This window comes from Actinomadura sp. NPDC000600 (assembly GCF_040492135.1).
Lineage (GTDB): Bacteria > Actinomycetota > Actinomycetes > Streptosporangiales > Streptosporangiaceae > Spirillospora.
In genome coordinates this window covers 21,360-45,192 of the sequence record NZ_JBEUPD010000010.1, presented here as the reverse complement: position 1 = coordinate 45,192, position 23,833 = coordinate 21,360, and the positions used below count along the sequence as shown (strand labels likewise).

Annotated in this window: 30 protein-coding genes; 23 read left to right on the top strand and 7 right to left on the bottom strand. The window is 70.5% G+C overall.

Translation table 11 applies throughout. The features are described 5' to 3' along the window. The 12 genes from rplE to ABWI07_RS16590 all read left to right on the top strand — a co-directional run bounded on the left by rplE (position 1) and on the right by ABWI07_RS16590 (position 7,570). A complete protein-coding gene (gene rplE / locus ABWI07_RS16645; protein WP_149258922.1) occupies positions 1–573 on the top strand; it encodes a 50S ribosomal protein L5 in 573 nt (190 codons plus the stop codon). A gap of 2 nt (positions 574–575) precedes the next feature. Beyond that, positions 576–761 (top strand): type Z 30S ribosomal protein S14, encoded by a 186-nt coding sequence (locus tag ABWI07_RS16640; protein WP_131963156.1) that lies wholly within the window; start codon positions 576–578, stop codon positions 759–761. 146 nt (positions 762–907) lie between these two features. After that, a complete protein-coding gene (gene rpsH / locus ABWI07_RS16635; RefSeq protein ID WP_030176115.1) occupies positions 908–1,306 on the top strand; it encodes a 30S ribosomal protein S8 in 399 nt (132 codons plus the stop codon). Between the two features lie 16 nt (positions 1,307–1,322). Then, positions 1,323–1,859 (top strand): 50S ribosomal protein L6, encoded by a 537-nt coding sequence (gene rplF, locus ABWI07_RS16630; protein ID WP_149258923.1) that lies wholly within the window; start codon positions 1,323–1,325, stop codon positions 1,857–1,859. 2 nt (positions 1,860–1,861) lie between these two features. Next, the gene (rplR, locus tag ABWI07_RS16625; RefSeq protein ID WP_089314936.1) at positions 1,862–2,248 is read left to right on the top strand and encodes a 50S ribosomal protein L18; all 387 of its coding nucleotides are present in this window, start codon (positions 1,862–1,864) and stop codon (positions 2,246–2,248) included. A gap of 34 nt (positions 2,249–2,282) precedes the next feature. Continuing rightward, entirely contained in the window at positions 2,283–2,903 is a 621-nt protein-coding gene (gene rpsE / locus ABWI07_RS16620) for a 30S ribosomal protein S5 (protein WP_372505490.1), read from the top strand. Further along, positions 2,900–3,082, top strand: coding sequence for a 50S ribosomal protein L30 (gene rpmD, locus ABWI07_RS16615; protein ID WP_089324452.1), 183 nt, complete (start codon positions 2,900–2,902; stop codon positions 3,080–3,082). The genes rpsE and rpmD overlap by 4 nt, the downstream gene beginning before the upstream one ends. A gap of 1 nt (position 3,083) precedes the next feature. Further along, a complete protein-coding gene (rplO, locus tag ABWI07_RS16610; protein WP_149258924.1) occupies positions 3,084–3,569 on the top strand; it encodes a 50S ribosomal protein L15 in 486 nt (161 codons plus the stop codon). A gap of 228 nt (positions 3,570–3,797) precedes the next feature. Then, the gene (gene secY / locus ABWI07_RS16605) at positions 3,798–5,093 is read left to right on the top strand and encodes a preprotein translocase subunit SecY (RefSeq protein ID WP_149259523.1); all 1,296 of its coding nucleotides are present in this window, start codon (positions 3,798–3,800) and stop codon (positions 5,091–5,093) included. Beyond that, positions 5,093–5,743, top strand: a complete 651-nt coding sequence (locus tag ABWI07_RS16600; RefSeq protein ID WP_149258925.1) for an adenylate kinase — start codon at positions 5,093–5,095, stop codon at positions 5,741–5,743. The genes secY and ABWI07_RS16600 overlap by 1 nt, the downstream gene beginning before the upstream one ends. Before the next feature lie 339 nt (positions 5,744–6,082). After that, the gene (gene map, locus ABWI07_RS16595) at positions 6,083–6,907 is read left to right on the top strand and encodes a type I methionyl aminopeptidase (protein ID WP_353819067.1); all 825 of its coding nucleotides are present in this window, start codon (positions 6,083–6,085) and stop codon (positions 6,905–6,907) included. Between the two features lie 219 nt (positions 6,908–7,126). Next, positions 7,127–7,570, top strand: coding sequence for a DUF1707 SHOCT-like domain-containing protein (locus tag ABWI07_RS16590; protein WP_149258927.1), 444 nt, complete (start codon positions 7,127–7,129; stop codon positions 7,568–7,570). A 52-nt stretch (positions 7,571–7,622) separates the two neighbouring features. On the opposite strand, the gene ABWI07_RS16585 is transcribed toward ABWI07_RS16590, so the two are convergent. Continuing rightward, entirely contained in the window at positions 7,623–8,438 is an 816-nt protein-coding gene (locus ABWI07_RS16585; RefSeq protein ID WP_149258928.1) for a phosphodiesterase, read from the bottom strand. A gap of 242 nt (positions 8,439–8,680) precedes the next feature. Continuing rightward, a complete protein-coding gene (locus ABWI07_RS16580; RefSeq protein WP_353819066.1) occupies positions 8,681–9,238 on the bottom strand; it encodes a hypothetical protein in 558 nt (185 codons plus the stop codon). 258 nt (positions 9,239–9,496) lie between these two features. Between ABWI07_RS16580 and infA the strand changes: the two genes are divergently transcribed. From infA to truA, 8 genes are all read left to right on the top strand, one after another. Beyond that, positions 9,497–9,718, top strand: coding sequence for a translation initiation factor IF-1 (gene infA, locus ABWI07_RS16575; protein ID WP_018657567.1), 222 nt, complete (start codon positions 9,497–9,499; stop codon positions 9,716–9,718). Positions 9,719–9,784: 66 nt separating this feature from the next. Then, entirely contained in the window at positions 9,785–9,898 is a 114-nt protein-coding gene (rpmJ, locus tag ABWI07_RS16570) for a 50S ribosomal protein L36 (protein ID WP_021596712.1), read from the top strand. 198 nt (positions 9,899–10,096) lie between these two features. Next, positions 10,097–10,477 (top strand): 30S ribosomal protein S13, encoded by a 381-nt coding sequence (gene rpsM, locus ABWI07_RS16565; RefSeq protein WP_149258930.1) that lies wholly within the window; start codon positions 10,097–10,099, stop codon positions 10,475–10,477. Positions 10,478–10,525: 48 nt separating this feature from the next. Continuing rightward, positions 10,526–10,927, top strand: coding sequence for a 30S ribosomal protein S11 (rpsK, locus tag ABWI07_RS16560; protein WP_021596710.1), 402 nt, complete (start codon positions 10,526–10,528; stop codon positions 10,925–10,927). A 19-nt stretch (positions 10,928–10,946) separates the two neighbouring features. Then, positions 10,947–11,573, top strand: coding sequence for a 30S ribosomal protein S4 (gene rpsD / locus ABWI07_RS16555; protein WP_149258931.1), 627 nt, complete (start codon positions 10,947–10,949; stop codon positions 11,571–11,573). Positions 11,574–11,688: 115 nt separating this feature from the next. After that, the gene (locus ABWI07_RS16550; RefSeq protein WP_131741171.1) at positions 11,689–12,702 is read left to right on the top strand and encodes a DNA-directed RNA polymerase subunit alpha; all 1,014 of its coding nucleotides are present in this window, start codon (positions 11,689–11,691) and stop codon (positions 12,700–12,702) included. Between the two features lie 95 nt (positions 12,703–12,797). Then, entirely contained in the window at positions 12,798–13,310 is a 513-nt protein-coding gene (rplQ, locus tag ABWI07_RS16545; protein WP_149258932.1) for a 50S ribosomal protein L17, read from the top strand. A gap of 210 nt (positions 13,311–13,520) precedes the next feature. Further along, entirely contained in the window at positions 13,521–14,414 is an 894-nt protein-coding gene (gene truA / locus ABWI07_RS16540) for a tRNA pseudouridine(38-40) synthase TruA (protein WP_353819065.1), read from the top strand. A gap of 163 nt (positions 14,415–14,577) precedes the next feature. On the opposite strand, the gene ABWI07_RS16535 is transcribed toward truA, so the two are convergent. The 3 genes from ABWI07_RS16535 to ABWI07_RS16525 all read right to left on the bottom strand — a co-directional run bounded on the left by ABWI07_RS16535 (position 14,578) and on the right by ABWI07_RS16525 (position 18,294). Further along, positions 14,578–16,182 carry a hypothetical protein gene (locus tag ABWI07_RS16535; protein ID WP_353819064.1) on the bottom strand — a complete coding sequence of 535 codons (1,605 nt, stop codon included), beginning with the start codon at positions 16,180–16,182 and terminating at the stop codon, positions 14,578–14,580. A gap of 24 nt (positions 16,183–16,206) precedes the next feature. Continuing rightward, positions 16,207–17,400: a hypothetical protein gene (locus ABWI07_RS16530; RefSeq protein WP_353819063.1), complete on the bottom strand. Its 1,194-nt coding sequence runs from the start codon at positions 17,398–17,400 to the stop codon at positions 16,207–16,209. Between the two features lie 120 nt (positions 17,401–17,520). Beyond that, the gene (locus ABWI07_RS16525; protein ID WP_353819062.1) at positions 17,521–18,294 is read right to left on the bottom strand and encodes a CAP domain-containing protein; all 774 of its coding nucleotides are present in this window, start codon (positions 18,292–18,294) and stop codon (positions 17,521–17,523) included. A 1,671-nt stretch (positions 18,295–19,965) separates the two neighbouring features. Here ABWI07_RS16525 and rplM point away from each other — a divergent pair. From rplM to glmM, 3 genes are all read left to right on the top strand, one after another. Then, the gene (gene rplM / locus ABWI07_RS16520; protein ID WP_149258937.1) at positions 19,966–20,418 is read left to right on the top strand and encodes a 50S ribosomal protein L13; all 453 of its coding nucleotides are present in this window, start codon (positions 19,966–19,968) and stop codon (positions 20,416–20,418) included. Positions 20,419–20,516: 98 nt separating this feature from the next. After that, positions 20,517–21,026: a 30S ribosomal protein S9 gene (rpsI, locus tag ABWI07_RS16515; RefSeq protein WP_149258938.1), complete on the top strand. Its 510-nt coding sequence runs from the start codon at positions 20,517–20,519 to the stop codon at positions 21,024–21,026. 126 nt (positions 21,027–21,152) lie between these two features. After that, positions 21,153–22,496: a phosphoglucosamine mutase gene (glmM, locus tag ABWI07_RS16510; RefSeq protein WP_149258939.1), complete on the top strand. Its 1,344-nt coding sequence runs from the start codon at positions 21,153–21,155 to the stop codon at positions 22,494–22,496. Between the two features lie 46 nt (positions 22,497–22,542). Here glmM and ABWI07_RS16505 read toward each other — a convergent pair whose 3' ends face one another. Beyond that, positions 22,543–22,884 carry a hypothetical protein gene (locus tag ABWI07_RS16505; protein WP_353819061.1) on the bottom strand — a complete coding sequence of 114 codons (342 nt, stop codon included), beginning with the start codon at positions 22,882–22,884 and terminating at the stop codon, positions 22,543–22,545. A gap of 20 nt (positions 22,885–22,904) precedes the next feature. Next, the gene (locus ABWI07_RS16500) at positions 22,905–23,807 is read right to left on the bottom strand and encodes an HNH endonuclease family protein (protein WP_353819060.1); all 903 of its coding nucleotides are present in this window, start codon (positions 23,805–23,807) and stop codon (positions 22,905–22,907) included. Positions 23,808–23,833: the final 26 nt, after the last annotated feature.

The following is a 23,833-nucleotide window of genomic DNA, read 5'->3' as shown; positions in this document are numbered from 1 at the left end:
ATGACCGAGACCACCGAGCGTCCCGTCCCGGCGCCGAGGCTGAAGCTGCGCTACCGCGAGGAGATCGCGGGCAAGATGCGCGAGCAGTTCGGCTACGACAACGTCATGCAGATCCCCTCGCTGACCAAGATCGTGGTCAACATGGGGGTCGGCGACGCGGCCAAGGACGCCAAGCTGATCGAGGGTGCCGTCCGCGACCTGGCGGCGATCACCGGGCAGAAGCCCGCCGTGAACCGGGCCCGCAAGTCCATCGCGCAGTTCAAGCTGCGCGAGGGCATGCCGATCGGCGCGCACGCCACGCTGCGCGGCGACCGGATGTGGGAGTTCCTGGACCGCCTGCTCGCCACGGCGCTGCCCCGTATCCGCGACTTCCGCGGGCTGTCGCCGAAGCAGTTCGACGGCAACGGCAACTACACCTTCGGGCTGACCGAGCAGGTCATGTTCCACGAGGTCGACCCCGACAAGATCGACCGCTCGCGGGGCATGGACATCACGGTCGTGACGTCCGCGAAGACCGATGACGAGGGCCGGGCGCTGCTCAAGCTCCTGGGCTTCCCCTTCAAGGAGAGCTGAGCATGGCGAAGAAGTCGATGATCGCCAAGGCGGCGCGGAAGCCGAAGTTCGGCGTGCGCGCGTACACTCGGTGCTCGCGCTGCGGGCGTCCGCGCTCCGTCTACCGGAAGTTCGGCCTGTGCCGCGTCTGCTTCCGGGAGATGGCCCACCGCGGCGAGCTGCCTGGCATCACGAAGTCCAGCTGGTGACCGCGTCCCCGGAGCGCCGCTCCGGGGGCGGCGTAAGCCGGCCTGTAATGACCAACCGGGCGCCTGAGAGGGCGCCCACGACCGCGCCAAAGGTCCACGGGCCGCATCAACCCGAGGAAACCGTGGCGAGGGAGGGCCAGTAGGCCATGACGATGACCGACCCGATCGCAGACATGCTGACGCGTCTGCGCAACGCGAATTCGGCGTACCACGACTCCGTGGCCATGCCGTACTCGAAGATCAAGGCGCACATCGCCGAGATCCTCCAGCAGGAGGGCTACATCTCGGGCTGGAGCGTGGAGGACGCCGAGGTCGGCAAGAAGCTCCTGATCGAGCTGAAGTTCGGCCCGACCCGCGAGCGTTCGATCGCCGGCATCAAGCGCGTCTCGAAGCCGGGTCTGCGCGTGTACGCGAAGAAGGACAACCTGCCGAAGGTCCTGGGCGGACTGGGCGTCGCGATCATCTCGACGTCCTCCGGTCTCATGACGGACCGCCAGGCGGGCAAGCGCGGAGTGGGCGGGGAAGTCCTCGCCTACGTTTGGTGAGGGGAGGGCACTTCAAATGTCTCGTATCGGACGTCTCCCCATCTCCGTCCCCAGCGGTGTCGAGGTGAAGCTCGAGGGCCGCGAGGTCACCGTCAAGGGGCCGAAGGGCACGCTCTCGCACACTGTCGCCGAGCCCATCGAGGTCAGCCAGGAGGACGGCAGGCTCGTCGTCTCCCGGCCCAATGACGTCAACAAGGTGCGCGGCCTGCACGGGCTCACCCGGACGCTGATCAACAACATGGTCGTCGGGGTCACCGAGGGCTACAAGAAGACCCTGGTCATCCAGGGCGTCGGCTACCGGGTGGTGGCCAAGGGCAAGAACGTGGAGTTCTCGCTCGGCTACAGCCACCCGATCCCGTTCGAGGCGCCGGAGGGCATCACCTTCACGGTGGAGAGGCCGACGCAGCTCGTCGTCGAGGGCATCGACAAGCAGCTCGTCGGTGAGATCGCCGCTCGCATCCGCAAGCTGCGCAAGCCCGACCCGTACAAGGGCAAGGGCGTGCGCTACGAGGGCGAGCAGATCCGCCGCAAGGTCGGAAAGGCTGGTAAGTAGTCATGGCAGGCACCAAGACCCTGGCCGGCAAGGCCACGAGCGGTCGCCAGCTTGCTCGCAAGCGTCGGCACCTGCGGGTCCGCAAGAAGGTCGTGGGCAGCGCCGCGCGGCCGCGCCTGGTCGTGACCCGCTCCAGCCGGCACGTGTTCGTCCAGGTCATCGACGACGACAAGGGCCACACGCTGGCCAGCGCGTCGACGATGGAGGCGGACCTGCGCGCCGACTCCGGCGACAAGACGGCCAAGTCCCGCAAGGTCGGCGAGCTCGTCGCCGAGCGGGCCAAGCAGGCCGGCGTCCACGCGGTCGTGTTCGACCGCGGCGGCAACAAGTACCACGGTCGCATCGCCGCGGTCGCGGACGGTGCGCGTGAGGGGGGCCTCGAGCTCTGATGGCCCTTTACAAGGTGAACGAGAGGAACCACTGATGGCAGCGCAGAGGCGTGGTGGCGGTCAGGGTGGCGACCGTCGCGACCGCCGCGACGACCGCCGCGGTGGCGCCGACAAGGGCCAGTCGTACATCGAGAAGGTCGTGGCGATCAACCGTGTCGCCAAGGTCGTCAAGGGCGGGCGTCGCTTCAGCTTCACCGCCCTGGTGATCGTCGGTGACGGCAACGGCACCGTCGGCGTCGGCTACGGCAAGGCCAAGGAGGTGCCCGCGGCGATCGCCAAGGGCGTCGAAGAGGCCAAGAAGCACTTCTTCAAGGTGCCGCGGATCCAGGGCACCATCCCGCACCTGGTGCAGGCGCGCGACGCGGCGGGCGAGGTCCTGCTGCGCCCGGCCAGCCCCGGTACCGGTGTCATCGCCGGTGGTCCGGTGCGCGCGGTGCTGGAGTGCGCCGGCATCCACGACGTGCTGAGCAAGTCGCTGGGCAGCGACAACGCGATCAACATCGTGCACGCCACGATCGCGGGTCTGAAGTCGCTGAAGCGTCCGGAGGAGATCGCGGCCAAGCGCGGCCTGCCGATCGAGGACGTCGCCCCGGCGGCCATGCTGCGCGCGCGCGCCGCGGGCAGCGAGCCGAGGGCGGAGGTCGCGTCGTCATGACGAACCTGAAGATCACGCAGACCAAGTCCGTGATCAGCGAGAAGCAGAACCAGCGTGACACGCTGCGCACCCTGGGCCTGAAGAAGATCGGGCAGAGCGTGGTCCGCGAGGACCGCCCCGAGGTGCTCGGCATGATCCGGACGGTGGCGCACCTGGTCACCGTCGAGGAGGTCGACTGACATGGCGGCTGATCTCGGTAAGGACTCCGCCGCGGAGACCGAGGGCACCCCGCTCAAGGTGCACGACCTGCGTCCGGCCCCCGGCGCCAACAAGGCCAAGACCCGCAAGGGCCGCGGCGAGGCGTCCAAGGGCAAGACCGCCGGCCGCGGCACCAAGGGCACCAAGGCCCGCAGCACGGTCCCCGTCGGGTTCGAGGGCGGTCAGATGCCCCTGATCCGCCGGGTGCCGAAGCTCAAGGGCTTCAAGAACCCGAACCGGGTCGAGTTCCAGGTCGTGAACCTGGACAAGCTCGCCGCGCTCTACCCCGAGGGCGGCGAGGTCACGGCCGAGGACCTGGCGGCCAAGGGCGCGGTGCGCCGCGGCCGTCCGGTCAAGATCCTCGGTACCGGCGACATCTCCGTCGCGGTCCAGGTGAAGGCGCACGCCTTCTCCGGCGCCGCCAAGGAGAAGATCGCCGCCGCCGGCGGATCCGCCGACGAGCTGTAAGGAAACACCTCTGATGCCGGGGCCGTGCCCGCGTGAGGTCCGGGGCCTTGAGGCCGCCGGGCCCGGCGGGGCGGCCCCGGTGTCATCTGCTGTTAGAGTCACACGAGCGAAGGTGCCCTGCGTGAGATTGCGCACTCTGCCGTCACACCGGGTATTCTCCGCCCGAACTCATGGACCTGAAACCGCCCCCTCGGCGGCCATGAACCCGCCAGTCGCGCAGGAGGAATGGTGCTGACCGCGTTCGCTCGGGCTTTCCGTACGCCTGACCTGCGTAAGAAAATCCTTTTCACGTTGTTCATGATCGTGGTGTTCCGGATCGGATCGATCCTGCCCACGCCCAACGTGAACGTGAAGGTGCTGAGGGAGACCGCCAACGCGGCCAAGGATCAGAACACCCTCTACGGCCTGGTGGACCTGTTCAGCGGCGGCGCGCTGCTGAAGCTCTCGGTCTTCGCGCTCGGCATCATGCCGTACATCACGGCCAGCATCATCTTGCAGCTGCTGACGGTGGTGATCCCGCGGCTGGAGGCCCTGAAGAAGGAGGGCCAGGCCGGCACGACGAAGATCACCCAGTACACGCGGTACCTGACGGTCGGATTGGCGATCCTGCAGGCGACGGGCATCGTCGCGATGGCGAGCACCGGTCAGCTGTTCCAGGGCATCTCCGGCAGCGGCGACATCCTGTACGACACGGGCGTCTTCCCGATCATCACCATGGTGATCATCATGGTGGCGGGCACGACCGTCATCATGTGGCTGGGCGAGCTGGTCACCGACCGCGGCGTCGGCAACGGCATGTCCATCCTGATCTTCACCCAGGTGGTGGCGGTCTTCCCCGCCCAGTTCTGGAGCATCTACAAGAGCAAGGGCGGCTTCGTCTTCGCGATCGTCGTCCTGGTGGGCCTGGCGATCATGGCCGGCGTGGTGTTCGTCGAGCAGGCGCAGCGGCGCATCCCGGTCCAGTACGCCAAGCGCATGGTGGGCCGCCGCATGTACGGCGGCACGTCGACCTACATTCCGCTGAAGGTCAACCAGGCCGGCATCATCCCGATCATCTTCGCCTCGTCGCTGCTCTACCTGCCGGTTCTGGCCACCCAGTTGTGGCCGAACACCAAGTGGCTGCAAAAGGTCCAGCCGTATCTCCAGCAGGACAACGCCTGGCACATGGGGATCTTCTTCGTCTTCATCATCTTCTTCACGTACTTCTACGTCGCGATCACCTTCAACCCCACTGAAGTCGCCGACAACATGAAGAAGTATGGTGGATTCATCCCAGGTATCCGTCCTGGTCGGCCGACCGCCGAGTACCTCGACTTCGTGCTGACCCGGATCACCACACCCGGTGCGCTCTACCTGGGGCTCGTGTCCCTCATCCCGATGGTCGCCTTCGCACTCATGAAGGCGAGTTCGGACTTCCCGTTCGGCGGCACGAGCATCCTCATCGTCGTCGGCGTCGGACTGGATACCGTGAAGCAGATCGAGAGTCAGCTCCAGCAGCGCAACTACGAGGGCTTCCTCCGGTAGTGCGTATCGTCCTGGTGGGCCCCCCGGGTGCGGGCAAGGGGACGCAGGCCCAGTTCATCGCATCTCACCTGTCCGTCCCGAAGATCTCGACAGGTGACATCTTCCGCGCGAACGTCAGCGGCGGGACGCCGCTCGGCCGGCAGGCCAAGCAGTACATGGACCGCGGTGACCTCGTCCCCGACGAGGTCACCATCGCGATGGTGCGCGACCGGCTCGGCGAGGACGACGCCCGCGACGGCTTCCTGCTGGACGGGTTTCCGCGCAACGTCCCGCAGGCCGAGACGCTGAAGAAGATCCTCGCCGAGTGGGACACCCGCCTCGACATCGTCCTCGAACTCGTCGTCGACGAGGACGAGGTCGTCCGGCGGCTGTCGGGCCGGCGCACCTGCGACAAGTGCGGCCGGATCTGGCACGTCGACTTCGACGACAAGCAGGACGACATCTGCGACGACTGCGGCGGGCACCTGTTCCAGCGGGACGACGACAAGGAAGAGGTCGTCATGCACCGCCTGGAGGTGTACCGGCACGACACGGCCCCGCTGGTCCAGTTCTACGCCGACGAGAACATCCTCGTCGGCATCGACGCCACGGGCCCGGTCGAAGAGGTCACCAAACGCGCCCTCACCGCGCTGCGTCCGCTGGAGAAGTAGAGCCACCGGCAGGTCGGGCCACCGGAAGGCAGTGCCACCGGAAGGCAGTGCTACCCGAAGGCAGGGCCGCCGGAAGGCGGTGCCACCCGAACGGCAGGGTCACCGGGAAGCAGGGCCACAGGAGAAGTGACGGGCCCGTCGACGAGTGCGGCGGGCCCGGCGGACAGACACCGGCGCGGACGCGGGGGATCCCGCGTCCGCGCGGCCGTTTCGGAACCGAGCGGCCGTCCCGGGACCGAAACGACCGGCCCGATACCGGAGCGACCGGCCCGGTAGGGGAAGCGACTGGCCCGATACCGGGGCGACCGGCCCGGTGCGGGGACGGGTGCAAGGGGAGAGATGTTCAAACGGCGCAGGCTCACGATCCAGATGAAGACCTCGGAGCAGATCGAGCTGATGCGCGCGGCGGGGCTGCTCGTCGGCCGCACGCTGGAACTGCTGCGCGAGGCCGCCAAGCCCGGCATGAGCACGCTGGACCTGGACGCGCTCGCCGAGGAGCACATTCGCGACAACGGCGGCGTCCCTTCGTTCAAGGGCTACCACGGCTTCACCGGGACGATCTGCGCGTCGGTCAACGAGGAGATCGTGCACGGCATCCCGCGGGCCGACAAGATCCTTCGCGAGGGCGACGTGCTGTCCATCGACTGCGGCGCGATCGTGGAGGGCTGGCACGGCGACGCGGCCGTCACGGTCCCGCTCGGGGAGATCACCGACGAGCAGCGGCGGCTGCTGGAGGTCACCGAGGAGTCCCTGTGGCGCGGTCTCGCGGCCGGACGCGCGGGGGCCCACCTGACGGACATCTCCCACGCGATCGAGGCTCATATCCGCTCTCAGGGCGCCTACGGCATCGTCGAGGGCTACGGCGGGCACGGCATCGGCACCGAGATGCACATGGACCCGCTCATCCCCAACCACGGGGCGCCCGGCCACGGGCCCGTCCTGGAGCCCGGGATGTGCTTCGCGGTGGAGCCGATGGTGAACCTCGGCACCAAGGAGACCGCCGAGCTCGACGACGGCTGGACGGTCGTGACGACCGACGGCCGCACCTCGGCGCACTTCGAGCACACGTTCGCGGTCACGCCGGACGGCCCCCGCGTCCTGACCGCGCTCGACGAGGGCCGCGAGTGGTTCGCGAAGCTCGGATCCGCGCCGCAGAATGGATAGAGGGCCCACCAGGGCCCGAGGCCACGGTCCGGTCGACAGCCGCGGCCTGAGCAAGGGCACGGTCTGAGCGCGGCTTGAGCAGGGGCGCGGTCTGATCGGAAGGCGCGGCCTGATCGAGAGACGCGGTCTGGTCGGAAGGCGCAGTATGGCCGTAGGGCGCGGTATGGATGGAGAGGGCAGGCCCCTCCGACGGGGCAGGTCCTGAGGAGCGGAGGAACGATGGCGCCGAACCCTGAGATCCGGGCGTCGGACGCCGACCGCGACCGGGTGGCCGCGAGCCTGCGCGAGCACTGCGCCGAGGGCCGGATCACGATGGACGAACTGCAGGAGCGGCTGGACGCGGTCTACGCGGCGAAGACGCTCGGGCAGCTCCAGGAGGTCACCTCCGACCTGCCGGAGGAGGACCTCTACCAGCTCCCGGTCCCGGCGCGGAGCAAGGGCACCGCGTCGCCGGCGCGGCCGCCCTCCGGCGACCTCGAAACGCGGCGCATGCGGGCGATGTGGGGCGCCTGGGCCGCGGTCAGCGCGATCAACCTCACCGTCTGGCTGATCATCCTGGTGACCACGGGCGCGGTCTACCCGTGGTGGATCTGGGTGGTGGGCCCCTGGGGCGCCGTCCTGCTGATGCGGACGATCTTCGGCGGCCGCCAGGGCGGCTGCTAGACCCCGCCCCTCGCCCAGTCCACCGCCGACGCTCAGTGCGTGGGCGGCCGGGTCACTCCACGTCCATCAGGGGGCGGTAGTTGCCGGTCGGGGCGAAATGGGTGGTGGCGGTGCCGTCCTCGCCTATGAGGTGGAGGGCGAACCCGGCGGGCTCGCCGGTGACGGCCGCGCGGCCCTGTTTGGTGAGGTCGAGGAACAGCTGCCGGTAGGTGCTCGGGCAGGTGGTGCTGACCCGTCCCGCCAGCGATCCGACCGACGCCCGGTGGACGTGCCCGGAGATCACCCGCACGACCTGCGGGTAGCGCGCGATCACGGCGGCGAACCCGGCGGGGTCGACGAACCGCAGGTCGTCGATGAACCGCATCCCGATGGGGTACGGCGGGTGGTGGGTGGCGACCACGGTCGGCGTGTCGGGCGCGGCGCTCAGTGCCTCGTCCAGCCAGGCGAGCCGCTCCTCGCTCATGTGCCCGTGGGAATGGCCGTCGACGGTGGTGTCGCAGCACACGAGCCGCACCCCGGCCACGTCGACGGCGTACTGGAGGGGCGCCCGCGGGCCGGTCCCGGTGGCCGCGACCGCCGGATGGTCGGCGAAGGCCCGCCGCAGTTCGTCGCGGTCGTCGTGGTTGCCGCACATCGGGTACACGGCCATCGGCAGCGGCGACAGCAGCGCGTGCAGCCGGGCGTACTCGGCGGGCCGGCCGCCGTCGGCGAGGTCGCCGGTGAGGACGACGGCGTCGGGCCGCGCGGGCAGCGACAGCAGGCTCGACACGGCGGCCCGCAGCGCGCGGACCGGCCCGGAGTCGTCGTCCACCCCGCCGTCGCGTCCGGCCGCCAGGTGAATGTCGCTGAGCTGCGCGATGATCGCCATCAATCCCCTCCCCGTTGCCCAAGCACATCACGGAACCGCACGCTCCGGGCGGCCCGGGGCGAGCGGGGCGCCGGGACGATCTTCGCGTCCTGGCGCCCGTACTGTCGACTCGCCTCCCTGGCGGACCAGGTGCCCCCTGAGGAACCGTTACGCCTCAGGCGGCTTCCTGGCGGGGGAGACGCCCCTCACACCCTCGCGTCAAGCGAGTTGCCTGTGGGGGGGCGACCCCCACACCCCCCGCGTCAGGCGACGTGCGGGATGACCAGGGAAAGAGCCGATGTGACCTCTTCGGGAGCGGGTGCGACGTCCGGGACGACGTCGCGGAGGGCCAGCCAGCCGTTGATGGCCTGCACGGTCGGCTTGGCCTCGATGAGCTGCGGGTCGTCGAGCCCGTACCAGGCGGCGACCTTGGACCACCGCCACAGCCGGTGGCCCGCGGTGGACATCTCCGAGGACGGGAAGCCGGTGGCGCCGCGCGCCCCGGTGATCGCGTGCCGGACGGAGTCGAGGGAGCGCCCGACCCGTTCGGCGATGTCGCGGATGGTCAGCAGCGGGTCGGCCTCCACCCGCAGGACGTGCACGCCGGGCGCGCTCTCCTCGACGTGCCCGACCACCTCCATGATCGCGGCGGCGAGGGTGGGGCCCGTCCAGTTGCAGGAGGCGTTGCCGGGGCGTTCTGCGTGGTGCGGCTCGCTGATGATGGAGACCGTGACCGCGCCGTGGGTGCGGTCGAACAGCGGGTCGAGCTCGTCCTCGTAGAGGGGACGGCTGAGGATCAGCGCGAAGTCGTAGCTCGGCATGCTGACCCTCCTCGTACGTCTCTCTCCTGGAAAGGTACAACGCGGACGCGATGTATGCTTGACTCGGGAGCAGTCTCCGGACACGTATCATGCGTCGATTTCGCATTGGACGGCCGGTTGACGTAGACTCCCTTGTCGGTCCGTCGACGGCCGCCCATCTCCCCTTTGGCGCTTCCGCGCCGCGGTGCGGGTTGCGGCCGATTCTCCCCTGGAGAGCCGGGCCGCGTCCAATGAGCCGATCAGCGAAGCGCGGAGGACATGCCCAAGAAAGAAGGGGCCATCGAGATCGAGGGCACCGTCATCGAGTCGCTGCCCAACGCCATGTTCAGGGTGGAGCTCGACAACGGGCACAAGGTGCTCGCCCACATCAGCGGCAAGATGCGGATGCACTACATCCGGATCCTGCCGGACGACCGCGTCGTTGTGGAGCTGAGCCCCTACGACCTCACGCGCGGTCGGATCGTCTACCGCTACAAGTAAATCCCACTGGGGTTGCCTTCCCCGTGCGTGGCGGCGCGGGGGTGACCCTTATCTCTAGGAGACCCAGTGAAGGTCAAGCCGAGCGTCAAGAAGATCTGCAACAAGTGCCGCGTCATCCGCCGGCACGGCCGGGTCATGGTCATCTGCTCCGACCCGCGCCACAAGCAGCGTCAGGGCTGACGCTCAACAACCAGCAAGCGCATCGCAGCCTTCACACGGCCGTACGCGCCGGGCCCCGGAAGACCGGGATCCGGCCGTACGGCACCGTCGTGTGGAGGAGCACCCCCGGACCTCCGGAGGCCGGGGCCGCCACCCGGGCAGGGTGTGTGCGGACGCGGTGTGTCCATACCTCCGGACGAATGAAGGGAACTGCCCACGATGGCACGCCTCCTCGGCGTCGACCTCCCGCGCGAAAAGCGCCTCGAGGTCGCTCTCACCTACATCTTCGGCATCGGCCGGACGCGGGCGCTGGAGACCCTCTCGGGTACCGGCATCAGCGGCGACCTGCGGGTGCACCAGCTCGGCGACGACGAGCTGGTCAAGCTCCGCGACTGGATCGAGGCGAACTACAAGATCGAGGGTGATCTTCGCCGCGAGGTCCAGGCGGACATCCGCCGCAAGATCGAGATCGGGTGCTACCAGGGCATCCGGCACCGCCGCGGGCTTCCGGTGCACGGTCAGCGCACGCAGACCAACGCGCGCACCCGCAAGGGCAAGAAGAAGACCGTGGCCGGCAAGAAGAAGGCCGGCAAGAAGTAGTCCGGAGTCGGTCCTCCGGATCGATGACCTCAAGAGTAGAGAGAGCACATGCCTCCTAAGAGCCGTGTCGGCGCCAAGAAGGTGCGCCGCAAGGAAAAGAAGAACGTCGCTCACGGGCACGCCCACATCAAGAGCACGTTCAACAACACGATCGTTTCGATCACCGACCCCAACGGCAACGTGATCTCCTGGGCCTCCTCGGGCCACGTCGGGTTCAAGGGCTCGCGCAAGTCCACCCCGTTCGCCGCGCAGCAGGCCGCCGAGGCCGCCGCCCGGCGCGCGATGGAGCACGGCATGCGCAAGGTCGACGTCTTCGTGAAGGGCCCGGGCTCGGGCCGCGAGACCGCCATCCGGTCGCTGCAGGCGACCGGCCTGGAGGTGGGCTCGATCCAGGACGTCACGCCCGTTCCGCACAACGGCTGCCGCCCGCCGAAGCGCCGCCGGGTCTGAGCAGGGGAGATCTAGAACAATGGCTCGTTACACCGGTGCGGACTGCAAGCTCTGCCGCCGCGAGAAGATGAAGCTGTTCCTCAAGGGCAGCAAGTGCGAGGGCCCGAAGTGCCCGATCGAGATCCGTCCCTACCCGCCGGGTGAGCACGGTCGCGGTCGGCCCAAGGAGACCGAGTACCTGCTGCAGCTCCGTGAGAAGCAGAAGGCGCGGCGCATCTACGGCGTGCTGGAGCGGCAGTTCCACAACTACTACGTCGAGGCGAACCGCCAGCAGGGCAAGACGGGTGACAACCTGCTCACGCTGCTGGAGCGCCGGCTCGACAACGTCGTCTACCGGGCCGGCTTCGCCAAGTCCCGCGACATGGCCCGCCAGCTCATCCGGCACGGCCACATCCGGGTCAACGGCAAGAAGGTCAACATCCCGTCGGCCCTCGTCAGCGAGGCCGACATCATCGACGTCAAGCCGAAGTCGATGGAGATGACGCCGTTCCAGGTCGCCAAGGCCGAGGTCGGCGAGCGCCAGGTCCCGGCGTGGCTCGGGGTCGACGGCGAGAAGATGCGGATCCTCGTGCACTCGCTGCCCGTCCGCCAGCAGATCGACGCTCCCGTCCAGGAGCAGCTGATCGTCGAGCTCTACTCCAAGTAGGGGCTCAGCGCCGCCGGGGTCCCGTGGGGCCAGTCCCTGTGGGATCCCGGCGGATCGGGGAAGAATCCAGAACGCGGTAGTCAAATAGCGGGCACCGCGGAAAGAAGGCACCACCATGCTCATCGCTCAGCGTCCGACTCTCACCGAAGAGCAGGTCGACGAGTACCGGTCGCGGTTCACCATCGAGCCGCTGGAGCCGGGCTTCGGCTACACGATCGGCAACTCGCTGCGTCGTACCCTGCTCTCCTCGATTCCCGGTGCGGCCGTCACCAGCATCCGGATCGAAGGCGTCCTGCACGAGTTCTCCACCGTGCCCGGGGTGAAGGAGGACGTCACCGACATCATCCTGAACCTCAAGGAGCTCGTCGTCTCCTCCGAGCACGACGAGCCGGTCGTCATGTACCTGCGCAAGCAGGGCCCGGGCGAGGTGACCGCGGCCGACATCGCGCCGCCGGCGGGCGTCGAGGTCCACAACCCCGACCTCCACATCGCCACGCTGAACAACAAGGCCAAGCTGGAGATGGAGCTGACGGTCGAGCGCGGCCGCGGCTACGTCTCCGCCGCGCAGAACAAGCAGCCGGGCCAGGAGATCGGCCGGATCCCGATCGACTCCATCTACTCGCCCGTGCTCAAGGTCACCTACAAGGTCGAGGCCACCCGAGTCGAGCAGCGCACCGACTTCGACCGCCTCATCCTGGACGTGGAGACCAAGCAGGCGATGCTGCCGCGCGACGCGGTCGCCTCCGCCGGCAAGACCCTCGTCGAGCTGTTCGGGCTGGCCCGGGAGCTCAACGTCGAGGCCGAGGGCATCGACATGGGCCCGTCCCCGACGGACGCCGCGCTCGCCGCGGACCTGGCCCTGCCGATCGAGGAGCTGAACCTCACCGTCCGCTCCTACAACTGCCTGAAGCGCGAGGGCATCCACTCGGTGGGCGAGCTCGTCGCCCGCAGCGAGCAGGACCTGCTCGACATCCGCAACTTCGGCGCCAAGTCGATCGAAGAGGTCAAGCAGAAGCTCAACGACATGGGCCTGTCGCTGAAGGACTCCCCGCCCGGGTTCGACCCGAGCGCGGCGGCCGACAACTACGGCGACGACGACCAGAGCTACGCCGAGACCGAGCAGTACTAGAACCCGATTCCGGCGGCCGGGGGGCCACGCTCCCCGGCCGGCCCGGAACCAGCTGACACCGGTACCTGATACGGCCGGTGCAGGAAGGAAACGACATGCCCCAGCCCACCAAGGGCGCCCGCCTCGGCGGCGGTGCCGCGCACCAGCGCCTGATCCTGGCGAACCTGGCCACGGCGCTGTTCGAGCACGGCCGCATCACCACCACCGAGGCCAAGGCCCGGCGGGTGCGTCCGCTGGCGGAGAAGCTGATCACCAAGGCGAAGAAGGGCGACCTGCACAACCGTCGCCTGGTCGCCAGGACGATCCGCGACAAGAGCGTCCTGCACGAGCTCTTCACCGAGATCGCGCCGCGCTTCGAGAACCGTCCCGGCGGCTACACCCGCATCACCAAGATCGGGCCGCGCAAGGGCGACAACGCCCCGATGGCCGTGATCGAGCTGGTGCAGGAGCAGCTGGCGGCGTCCACCGGCGGGGCCGCTCCCGCGGCGGCGCCGAAGGCCGAGGAGACCGAGTCCAAGACGGAGGCGGACGACACCACGGCCGCCACCGCCAAGGACGAGGCGGCCGACGAGGCCGCCGACACCAAGGACGAGGGCGACAAGGAGTAAATCCGCCGCCCGACCTTGGGGAGCGTTTGCTCGACATTCGCGAGGGCCCGCCGTTTCCATCGGGACGGCGGGCCCGAACTTTGCCAGACTTGATCGCATGGTCATGTCAGGGGGGCGACGATTCACCGGGGAGCGTGTCAGGGGAGTGCCCGATGAACGCGGCGCCTCGGGAGGGATGAACGGACGTTGCAGAAGGACGACTCGGCTGACATGACCGCACTGGTACGACTCCGGCTCGACATCTCCTACGACGGGTCGGACTTCGCGGGCTGGGCGAGGCAGCCGAACCAGCGGACCGTCCAGGGCGTCATCGAGGACGCGCTGGCGCGGATGCTGCGTCTGGACCCGCCGCCCATGCTCACCGTCGCCGGCCGCACCGACGCCGGCGTCCACGCCCGCGGGCAGGTCGCCCACCTCGTCGTCCCCGTCGCCGCCTACTCGGCGATCAACGGGACGATGCCGCGCCGCCTCGCCGGGCTGCTGCCCCCGGACGTGCGTGTGTGGCGCGTGTCGATCGCGCCGGAGGGGTTCGACGCGCGGTTCTCGGCGCTGTCCCGCCGCTACGTGTACCGGGTGTGCGACAACCCCTTCGGGGTGGAGCCGCTGCGCCGCCACGACGTGCTGTGGCATCCCCGCCCGCTGAACCTCGACCGGATGAACGAGGCGGCCCGCAGGCTGGTGGGCGAGAACGACTTCGCCGCGTACTGCCGCAGGCGGGAGGGCGCGACGACGATCCGCGAGCTGCTGCGCTACGAGTGGACGCGCGACGACCGCGACCCGCACCTCGCGCTCGCCACCGTGGAGGCCGACGCGTTCTGCCACTCGATGGTCCGGGCGCTCGTCGGCGCGCTGCTGATGGTCGGGGACGGGCGGCGCGAGGTCGACTGGCCGGCGCAGGTGCTCGCGGCCCGCATCCGCGACTCCGGCGTCAACGTGGCGCCCGCGCACGGCCTGTCCCTGGAGGAGATCCGCTACCCCGGCGACGAGAGCCTGGCCCGGCGCGCGCAGGAGACCCGCCGCGTCCGAACGCTGAACGCGACCGCCGCCGCGTCCGCCGAGCAACCCGCCACCACCGGCGGCGCCGCCCCCCGCCAGGACGGCTGACCAACCAGGGCGGCTGACCTGGCACTGCCGGTCGGGCAGAGCGACCGACCGGGCAGGGCTGCCCCGATCAGGCAGGACAGCGACCGGGCTGGACGGCGACCGGCAGGCGGCTGACCGGGTAGGGCGGCCGATTAGGCAGGGCGGCAGGGCCGCCCGGCCGGGGTCAGCCTCGGGATCGGGCGATGATCGGGCGCAGGTCGTGGTCCAGGAAGAGTTGCGCCGCCTTCTTGATCACCGGGTCGCCGGGCTTGGCCTTCTTGCCGTTCGCCCACTGGACGTAGGCGTAGGCGACGTACCGGCCGCGGACGGTCGCCGCCGCGTACCCGCCGGCCTGGTCGATGTCCGGGGACCGCTTGCCCGCCATGCCGCGGAACCACTCGTACCGGGCCGGGTCGCCCGCCTTGCTCACGGCGATCGCGGCGGCCTTCGTCGGCATCACCGCGATGCCGGAGGTGACGGCGAGCTTGGTCTCCGGGTCGATGTAGGTGGCGCGGACGATCTTGCGGCACTGCTCCTTGCGGAGGGCGGCGAGCATGGAGCCGCGGGCGGCGTAGGTGACGTCCCGGTTGAGGGACCAGCGGTCCCGGAGGTAGGTCCGGTCGCCGAACTTGATCTGCTCGTTCGGGAAGACGTCGTGGAACGCCAGGTCGGCGGTGTCGGTCTTCTCGTTGGTGATGTCGACGGGGCCGGCGGGCGGCTTGCTCGGCGATGCGGCCGGGGGCGAGGGCGCGGGGGTGGTCCGCACCGCCGCCGGGGCCTCGGCGGGCTTGCCGCCCTTGTCGTCCTTGCCGTCCGATCCCGACCCGCCGATGAGGAACAGGCCGCCGACCGCGGCGAGGATGACCGCCGCGACGCCGCCGATCAGCACCGGGCGGCCCTTGGTGCTGCCGCTCCGGCCGGTGGCGGGCGTGCCGTGCGGAGGATTCCCGGGGGGCGGGACGTCGGCCGGAGTCCCGGCCTCGGTGTGGTAGACCGGCCCGCTCACCTGGGGCCGGCCGGCGCCCGCCGCGCCGTCCCCGACGGGTTCGGCGTGCGGGAACGGGCCGCTTCCGCTGGGCGGGACGACGCCCGGCGGCAGGATGGCGTCCGGGACGAGCACGGGCGCCGGCGACGCGGCGTCCTCCGCCTCCTTGGCCTTTTCGAACGCCGACCGCTGCGCGGGGATGTCCGTCGCAGTGTCGGCAACCGCGCTGTCGGTCACGGCGTTGTCGGTCACGGTGGTGTTGTCCACGGCGGCCTCTGTCTCTGGTGTGCCGACCGCCGCGGCCTCGGCCCGTGGGGCCTCCTCCCGCCGGGCGTCTTCCTGCGACGCCTCGTCCTTGGGAGCGGCGTCCTTGGGAGCGGCGGCGTCCTTGGGAGCTTCGCCCTGGGACGCGCCGAACGCGGGCGGGACGGGCTGGAAGCCCTCGGGGTCGGTGTCGTCGGGGGAGATCGGCGGCTTGACGATCGGCTCGGCGGGGACGGCGCCGCGGGAGTCGACGCGCGGTACCCCCGTCCCGGCGACGAGCGTCCCGGGCGGCGCCGAGGCGGCCTCGGGAGCGGTGGGGGCGGGGGCGGGGGAGACCTCGGGAGCGAAGACGTCCGCCTCGTCCTCGACCACCGGGGCCGAGAGCGGCTGCGGCGCCGCCGGCGCCTGCTCGGCCGGCGGTGCGGTGTCCGCGGACTCGGCGGCCCACCAGGGGGCCTCCAGTCCGAAGGCGGGGAGCTTGAGGGGGGCGGTCTCGCCGCCCTGCTCGCCGTGCTCCCGTGCGTCTCTAGGTCCAGACATAAGCAGTGAGGGTATTCATGGGGGTCACTTCTGGAGGGGTTTGCCTTCGGTCTCCCGGTAGTGCAAGGCCAGCGCCAGGTTGCTGCCCTTGACCATCTGCGTGCCGAAGACCCGGACGGCGGCATGGTACTTGGTGGGGATCTTCTTGCCGTCCGGCCGCTGCACCCAGGTCATGATGACGTAGTGGCCGCGCGCCTGCGAGGTGCCGAGCGCCTCGCCCTTGCCGTTGTTCTTGGTGATGCCCTTGCCGGGGAGCGCCACCAGGAACGCGTCCTTGGCGGCGGCGGCCTTGACGGCCTTCTTGGCCGCGGCCTCGGTCTGCAGGTTGAAGACGCCGACCGTGCCGATGAGGGAGCCGTTGCTGAGCGCGTAGGTGGCCCGGAGCGCCTGCGTGCAGCGCCCCTTCTTGAGGGCCTTCGCCAGGGTCGTGCCGCCGACGACGGTGCAGGTCTTCTTGCCGTTGACGGCCGTCCGCACGTACTTGCGGCCGCCCGCCTTGAACGTCGCCTTGCCGAAGACCTCCTTGAGGGTCAGCGGCGCGGGGTCGGTGGTGCGGCTCTGCAGCTTCACCGGGGCCAGGACGGGCTGCGTCGGGCTCGGCGTCGGCTGCGGCTGCTTGGACGCGGCCTGCGTCGGCGTCGCCTTCGGCTTGTCGTCGCCCTTCAGCATCGACGACAGCCCGACGCCGCCGCCGATGAGGAGGATGCCGGCGACCGCCGCGCCGCCGATGATCAGCGGCAGGTTGCGGCGGCGCTCGGGGCGCCCGGACGGGCCGGACGGCCCGGGCGGCATGCCCTCGTAGGAGGCGAAGCCGCCGTCGCCCGGCGCGTTCTCGCCGTAGGCGCCGCCGGCGACCGGCTCGTCGCCCCACGCGGGCGGCTGGTCGGACCAGGCGGCGGTCTGCTCGCCGGGCGCCTCGCCGCCGGACGCGCCGCCGCCGAAGCCGCCACCGCCGTAGGGGGCGCCGCCGAACGCGTCGTTGCCCGACGGGGACCCGCCGAAAGCTTCACTGCCGAACGCGTCGCCGCCGGATGAGGAGCCGCCGAACACGTCACCGCCGCCCGGCGTCGTGCCGGGCCCGCTGTCGCGTGGCGCGAAAGGGGCTTCGTCGTTGTCGTGGCCGTACGGCGGCGCTTCGGCTCCGGGTCCGTACGGCGCGTGCGGCGACTGCCGAGGGGGCCAGTCGCCGGGTTTGCCTTGATCGCCCGGATAACCCATGGGTTGGACCTTACCGTTCCTCGTTCAGGGCTCTGGACCTTCGCGACACCCACCATGACATGGGGGCGAACCGGACGCCGGTGATTTGCCGAAGGTCACATCCCTGCCGAGCCGGGGCGGTCACTTCCAGCCGAAGTCCTGCGTCCACAGCGGCCCGCCGGGTCCGGAGGCCATGCCCACGCCGATGGCGCGCAGCCCGCAGTTCAGGATGTTGGCCCGATGGCCGGGGCTGTCCATCCAGCCCTTCACGACGGCCGAGGCGGTCGGGTAGCCCTTGGCGATGTTCTCCGCCCCGGGGCTGCTGTACCCGGCGTCCTCCATCCGCTTCCACGGGCTGTCGCCGTTGCGGGACGTGTGGTCGAAGTAGTTGTTGGCCGCCATGTCCGCCGAGTGCTTGCGGGCAGCCGTGACGAGCCGCGAGTCGATGCGCAGCGCCTTGCAGCCGTGCTTGGCGCGTTCGGCGTTGGTGAGCGACACCACGCTCGTCTCGGCCCCGGACGAGCCGCCGGAACCACCGGACCCGCCGGAACCGCCGCCCGGGTTCGTGCCGCCGCCCGGGGTCGACGGGGCGTCCGAGTCGGCGGGCTTCTTGGACTTGGACGGCGAGGCCGACGCGCTCTTCGGCGGGTGGATCACCTTCAGCGGCGGCGTCTGCTCCTCGGCGGTCGGCGTCGGCGACGCGCCGGCCCGGCCACCGCGGCCCGAACCCGTCCCGGACCCGGAGCCGTTGCCGGTAGCGGCGAGCGGGTCGCTCTGCGGACCGGTCGGTACCTCGACGGACGGGTTGCGCTCGGGCGCGGACGCGGACGTGTTCTCAGACCGCAGCTGAGGCAGGACGAGCCGGTCGATCGCGACGCCGACGCCGATGGCGAGGGCGGACGCGGTGGCCGCCACGACGATCCCCCGCGCGCCCTTCTTCTTGGGACGCCTTCCGCGCGGCGAACGGCCGTTCCAGAACGCGTCACCGTCACTCGGCCGCCGCTCCCCGGGCGGAGGCCCCGAGCGGCGCCGCGGGCCACTGGCGACGAGCTCGTCACGATAAGGGGGGACCCCGGGACGCGGCGGGACGTCACGCGAGCCGGAGGCGTCACGCGGCGCGGAGGCGTCACGCGGTGCGGGGCCGGGCTGCCCGGCACGGCCGGACCGGCGGCGTCCGGCGGAATCTCTGCGGGGAGTAGTCAGCGGGGGCTCCCGGGTGCGGGCCGGCGTGAGCCGGCGTGGACCGGTCGCCCGGCACCATATCCCGAGATCGACCCTCTGTTACGGAAATGATTCCAGAAAGACCGAAACCGCTACAAAGGGTGATCAGTAGAGTGCTGAACGTTTCCCATTCGGCACTGCCGCCGCGCACGCCACGGTCCATACCGGGCAGCGCATGCCGGGCCCGACATACCCGCCCGCGAATACCCGTAGCGCAAGCCGCCCCCACAAGCCCGCAACACACCGGCTGCACAGCCCCACCTGCCGGCCACGCAGGTCCGCCACGCTTGCCAGCCCGCAGGCCAGTCGCGCCACCGGCTGTGCGATCCGGCCGCGCAGGGGCCGTCACGCCTGCCGGCCCCACAGGCCTTCCGCGCATGTCGGCTACGCAGTTCCGCTGCGCATGGTGGTTATGCAGGTCCGTCGCCCGTGCCGGCCCGCATGCCCGTAGTGCAAGCTCGTCGCCCAGGCCCGTAGGCAAGCCGGTCTCGCAGGCTCGCCGCGTGAGCCGGTCTCGCAGACCTGTCGTGCATATCGGTGCGCAGTTCCGCCACGCATGCCGGCTATGCAGGGGCGGCGCGTCTGAGGGTGCGCAAGGCGGCTGCGCATGCTGGGTACTCGGGCCGCCTGTCGCGCCGTGGGCCCGTCGCGTGTGCCGGCTGTGCGAGGCCTTCGGTTGTCTTCGCGTTCACCGGCGAACGCGCCCAGTGCCGCCGTCGTCGCTGCCACCGGCGCCAGTTCCGGCTGCCTCGGCGGTGCGTGCCCTTGCTGGTGATGTGCATGCTCTCGCTCGGCCGCATGCCGGTCCTGCGGGACTGCCGTGTATGCCGGTTTCGCGGCGTGTCGCGCGTATCGTCTGCAGGTCCGTCATGTCTGTCGGCCCGCAGGACTCGCCGTGTATAGCGGTCCGGGCAAGCCTGGCGTGCGTGGCAGTTGCGTAGCCGGTTGTGGACTGACGGGGTCGCGCTGGCTTGTTGTGGAGGCCGCGCATGCCGGCCCGTTGTCCATGGCCGCCATTGATACGTACATACCGGTCATACGGCATACTAGTGGTGTACTGGGCGCGCGGCCGGTGGCGCCATGGCGGCTCGTTTTGACCCGTGTGCGCGCGGCCGAGTATCCTGCGTATTTGTTGTGTGCGTCGACGCCTGCTCATTGCAGGTGGGAGGCGACGCGACGACGTGTCGGTGCGTCCCCATCATGTGCGTCCCTGTGGCCGCGTGCGGGCCCCGGCATCCCGGAGCGCCAGGTCGGATGATCCTCTGATCGGCGCGAGCAGGATTCCGCTGCCAGGTGGCACCCGTCCTCCGGACGGGTGGAGGATCGAAACCGCTGAGAGTCGACGAGAAACGAAGGCTTACGACCGTGCGCACGTACACCCCTAAGCCCGCTGACGTCCAGCGTCAGTGGTACGTCATCGACGCGACCGATGTCGTGCTGGGCCGTCTCGCCAGTCAGGTCGCACAGCTGCTTCGGGGTAAGCACAAGCCGATCTACGCCCCGCACCTCGACACCGGTGACTTCGTCGTCATCGTGAACGCCGACAAGGTGGCGCTGTCCGGCAACAAGCTGGACCAGAAGCGCGCCTACCGGCACTCGGGCTACCCGGGCGGTCTGCGTTCGGTGAGCTACGCCGACCTGCTGGCCAAGCACCCCGAGCGGGCCGTCGAGAAGGCGATCAAGGGCATGCTGCCCAAGAACTCCCTCGGCCGGAAGATGTTCGGCAAGGTGAAGGTCTACGCCGGGCCGGAGCACCCGCACCAGGCGCAGAAGCCGGTCCCGTTCGAGATCACCCAGATCAGCCAGATCAAGAAGTGACTCCCGCGCACGAGCCGATCGTGCGCAGCCAAGCAGAGGCCGCCGGGGCACCCGTCGTACGGGCCAGCCGCCCTGGCTAGAACACCCCAAGGAGAACCGTGGACGAGACCACCGGCGCCGAGCAGGCCGCCGAACTCGACTCGTACGAGGACGCGCCGTCCGAGTACAGCACCGAGACCCCCGAGGCCGCCGGCGAGGGCTTCCTCGGCCAGCCGGTCGCGACCGGCCCCGCGGCCGGCACCGGCCGCCGCAAGCAGGCCATCGCGCGGGTCCGCATCGTCCCCGGCACCGGCCAGTGGAAGATCAACGGCCGCACCCTGGACCAGTACTTCCCGAACAAGGTCCACCAGCAGATCGTGAACGAGCCGTTCGTGCTGCTGAGCCTGGAGGGCCAGTTCGACGTGCTCGCGCGCGTGAACGGCGGCGGCACCACCGGCCAGGCCGGTGCGCTGCGCCTCGGCATCTCCCGCGCGCTGCAGTTCGCGAACATCGAGCACCGCCCGGCGCTGAAGAAGGCCGGCTTCCTCACCCGCGACGCGCGGGTGCCGGAGCGCAAGAAGGCCGGTCTCAAGAAGGCCCGCAAGGCTCCGCAGTACAGCAAGCGTTGATCGACGGCACGAGCCGTCGCACCCCGTGGCTTTTTCGTGTCCGGCCCGCATGGCCGGCGCACCGGGTGCGGCGGCTCGTCCGCTTTTCCGGGTGATCTCTCCTTCTCTCTGATCGGGAGTTGAACTGTGGCTCGTCTGTTCGGGACCGACGGCGTGCGCGGGCTCGCCAACCGCGATCTGACCGCCCCGCTCGCCATGGACCTGTCCGTCGCGGCGGCGAGGGTCCTGGGCGAGCAGGGCGCGTTCAAGGGGCACCGGCCGGTGGCGGTGGTCGGCCGCGACCCGCGCGCCTCGGGAGAGTTCCTGGAGGCCGCCGTCGTGGCGGGCCTCGCGAGCGCCGGGGTCGACGTGCTGCGGCTCGGCGTCCTGCCGACGCCCGCGGTGGCGCATCTGACCCATGCATTGGACGCCGACCTCGGCGTGATGCTGTCGGCGTCGCACAACCCCGCCCCCGACAACGGGATCAAGTTCTTCGACCGCAGCGGCTACAAGCTCCCCGACGAGCTGGAGGACCGCGTCGAGGCCCGGCTCGGCGAGGCGTGGGACCTGCCGACCGGGGCGGGCGTCGGCCGCGTCCGGGAGGCGCACGGCGCGGTCGAGCAGTACGTCGCGCACCTGCTGACCACGGTCCCGGTGTCGCTGGACGGCCTGCGCGTCGTCGTCGACTGCGCGAACGGCGCGTCCAGCGACGTCGCCCCGGAGGCGCTGCGCCGCGCGGGCGCCGAGGTCATCACGATCGGCACGGCCCCCGACGGGTTGAACATCAACTCCGGCTGCGGCTCCACGCACCTGGAGGCGCTGCAGAAGGCCGTCCGCGAGCACGGCGCGGACGCGGGCATCGCCAACGACGGCGACGCCGACCGCTGCCTTGCGGTGACGGCGTCCGGCGAGGTCGTGGACGGCGACCAGATCATGGCGGTCCTGGCCCTCGACCTGCGGGAGGCCGGCGCCCTCGCCCAGGACACCGTGGTCGCGACCGTGATGTCGAACCTCGGCTTCAAGCTGGCCATGCAGGAGGCGGGGATCACCGTCGTGGAGACGGCGGTCGGCGACCGGTACGTCCTGGAGGCGATGAAGGAGGGCGGCTTCGGCTTCGGCGGCGAGCAGTCCGGCCACGTCATCATGCTGGACCACGCCACGACCGGGGACGGCGTCCTCACCGGCCTGCACCTGCTCGCCGCGATGGTCCGCCGCGGGCGCCCGCTGGACGAGCTGGCCAAGGTCATGACGCGGCTGCCGCAGGTCCTCATCAACGTCAAGGGCGTCGACAAGAACCGCGCGAAGACCTCCCCCGAGCTGGCCGCGGCCGTCGCCGCCGCCGAGGCCGACCTCGGCGACACCGGCCGCGTCCTGATCCGCCCGAGCGGCACCGAGCCGATGGTCCGCGTGATGGTGGAGGCGGCGTCCGAGACGCAGGCCCAGTCGGTGGCCGAGCACCTCGCCGGCGTGGTGCGCACGGCCCTCGGCTGACCCTGCCGCCCGCCCGCGCCGTTCCCGGTCTCGCGGCCGGGAGCGGCTAGCGCTCGTCGATCTCCAGCCGGCCGACCTTCAGGTGCTTGATCTCGACGGTCCCGGCCTGGAGATGGCCGATGACGGCCCGCTTCACGGCGAGCTTGCCGATCGCGACCGCGCCGACCGCGACCGCGCCGACGGCCATCGCCCCGAGCGCCAGGGAGCCGAACCCGTTCCCGGCCCGCAGCGTGAGCCCGGTCGCGGACGCGCCGGTCACCTCGGCCCCGGTCGCCCGCGCGCCCACGCCCCGCTCCGTCCGCACCCGCGGCCGCTCCTGCGCCATACCCTCGGCGTCCGCCCCCTGCTCAACGTCCCTGGCGGCGTCACTGTCGCGCGATTCGCTCATGGGACGAGCTTACGGCCGGCTCAGCAGCGGCCGAGGAAGTCCTGGAGCGCGTCGTGGTCGGAGCGCGTCACCGGCAGCTCGTACTCCTTCGCGACCGCGATGTACTTGATGGCGTAGACGCACTGGAACCCCTTCTGCGGCTTCCACTCGCCCGGGCCGGAGTCGCTCTTCTGCCGGTTGGGCACGCCCCAGACGGCGAGCAGGTTGTCGTGGTCGTTGGCGAACTGCTCGCGCTTGTCCTCGCTCCAGCGGGAGGCGCCCATCCGCCAGGCGAGGGCGAGCGGGTAGACGTGGTCGATCTGCACCTCGGCGGCGTCCTTCTTCTCGAAGGTGATCTGCTTGCCGCTGTAGGGGTCGTCCAGCCGTCCGGAGAGCACGATGCACCTGCCCTTCTTCTCGACCTTCTCCAGGTCGCGGGCGAGGACGTCGTTGCGCTGGTCGCAGCCGTTGTGGTCGGTGTCCTTCCAGCGCGTCCCGAACTTGTCGCGCCGGTAGCCTCCGCTGTCCCCGGTGGACGCGATCCGCAGTCCGGACAGGTTCTTGCGGGCCTTGGCCGCGTCGCCGGACGCGGGCTTGGTCGTGCCGGACGAGGGCGACCCTGTCTCCGAGAGCCCCACGTCGCCCTCGCAGCCCGCCGCCGCCAGCGGGACGGCGAGCGCGAGGCCCGCCACGGCGGCCCGCGCAGTCCTCGTGCGCCCGGTCCTGGCGCGCCCGGTCCTCGTGTGCCCGGTCCTCGTGTGCCCGGTTCTCGTGCGCTCGGTTCTCGTGCGCCCGGCGCTCATGCGCTCGGCGCTCGTGCGCGCCGCTTCCGTCGGCTCGGCTTTCGTCAGCTCGGCCTCCGTCGGCCTGGCCTTCGTCAGCCTGGCTTTCGCCAGCATGGCCCTCGTCCACGAGGCCTTCGTCAGCACCGGCGCCTGTGTCATGCCTTCACCGTCCTGGGGGGGTTTCT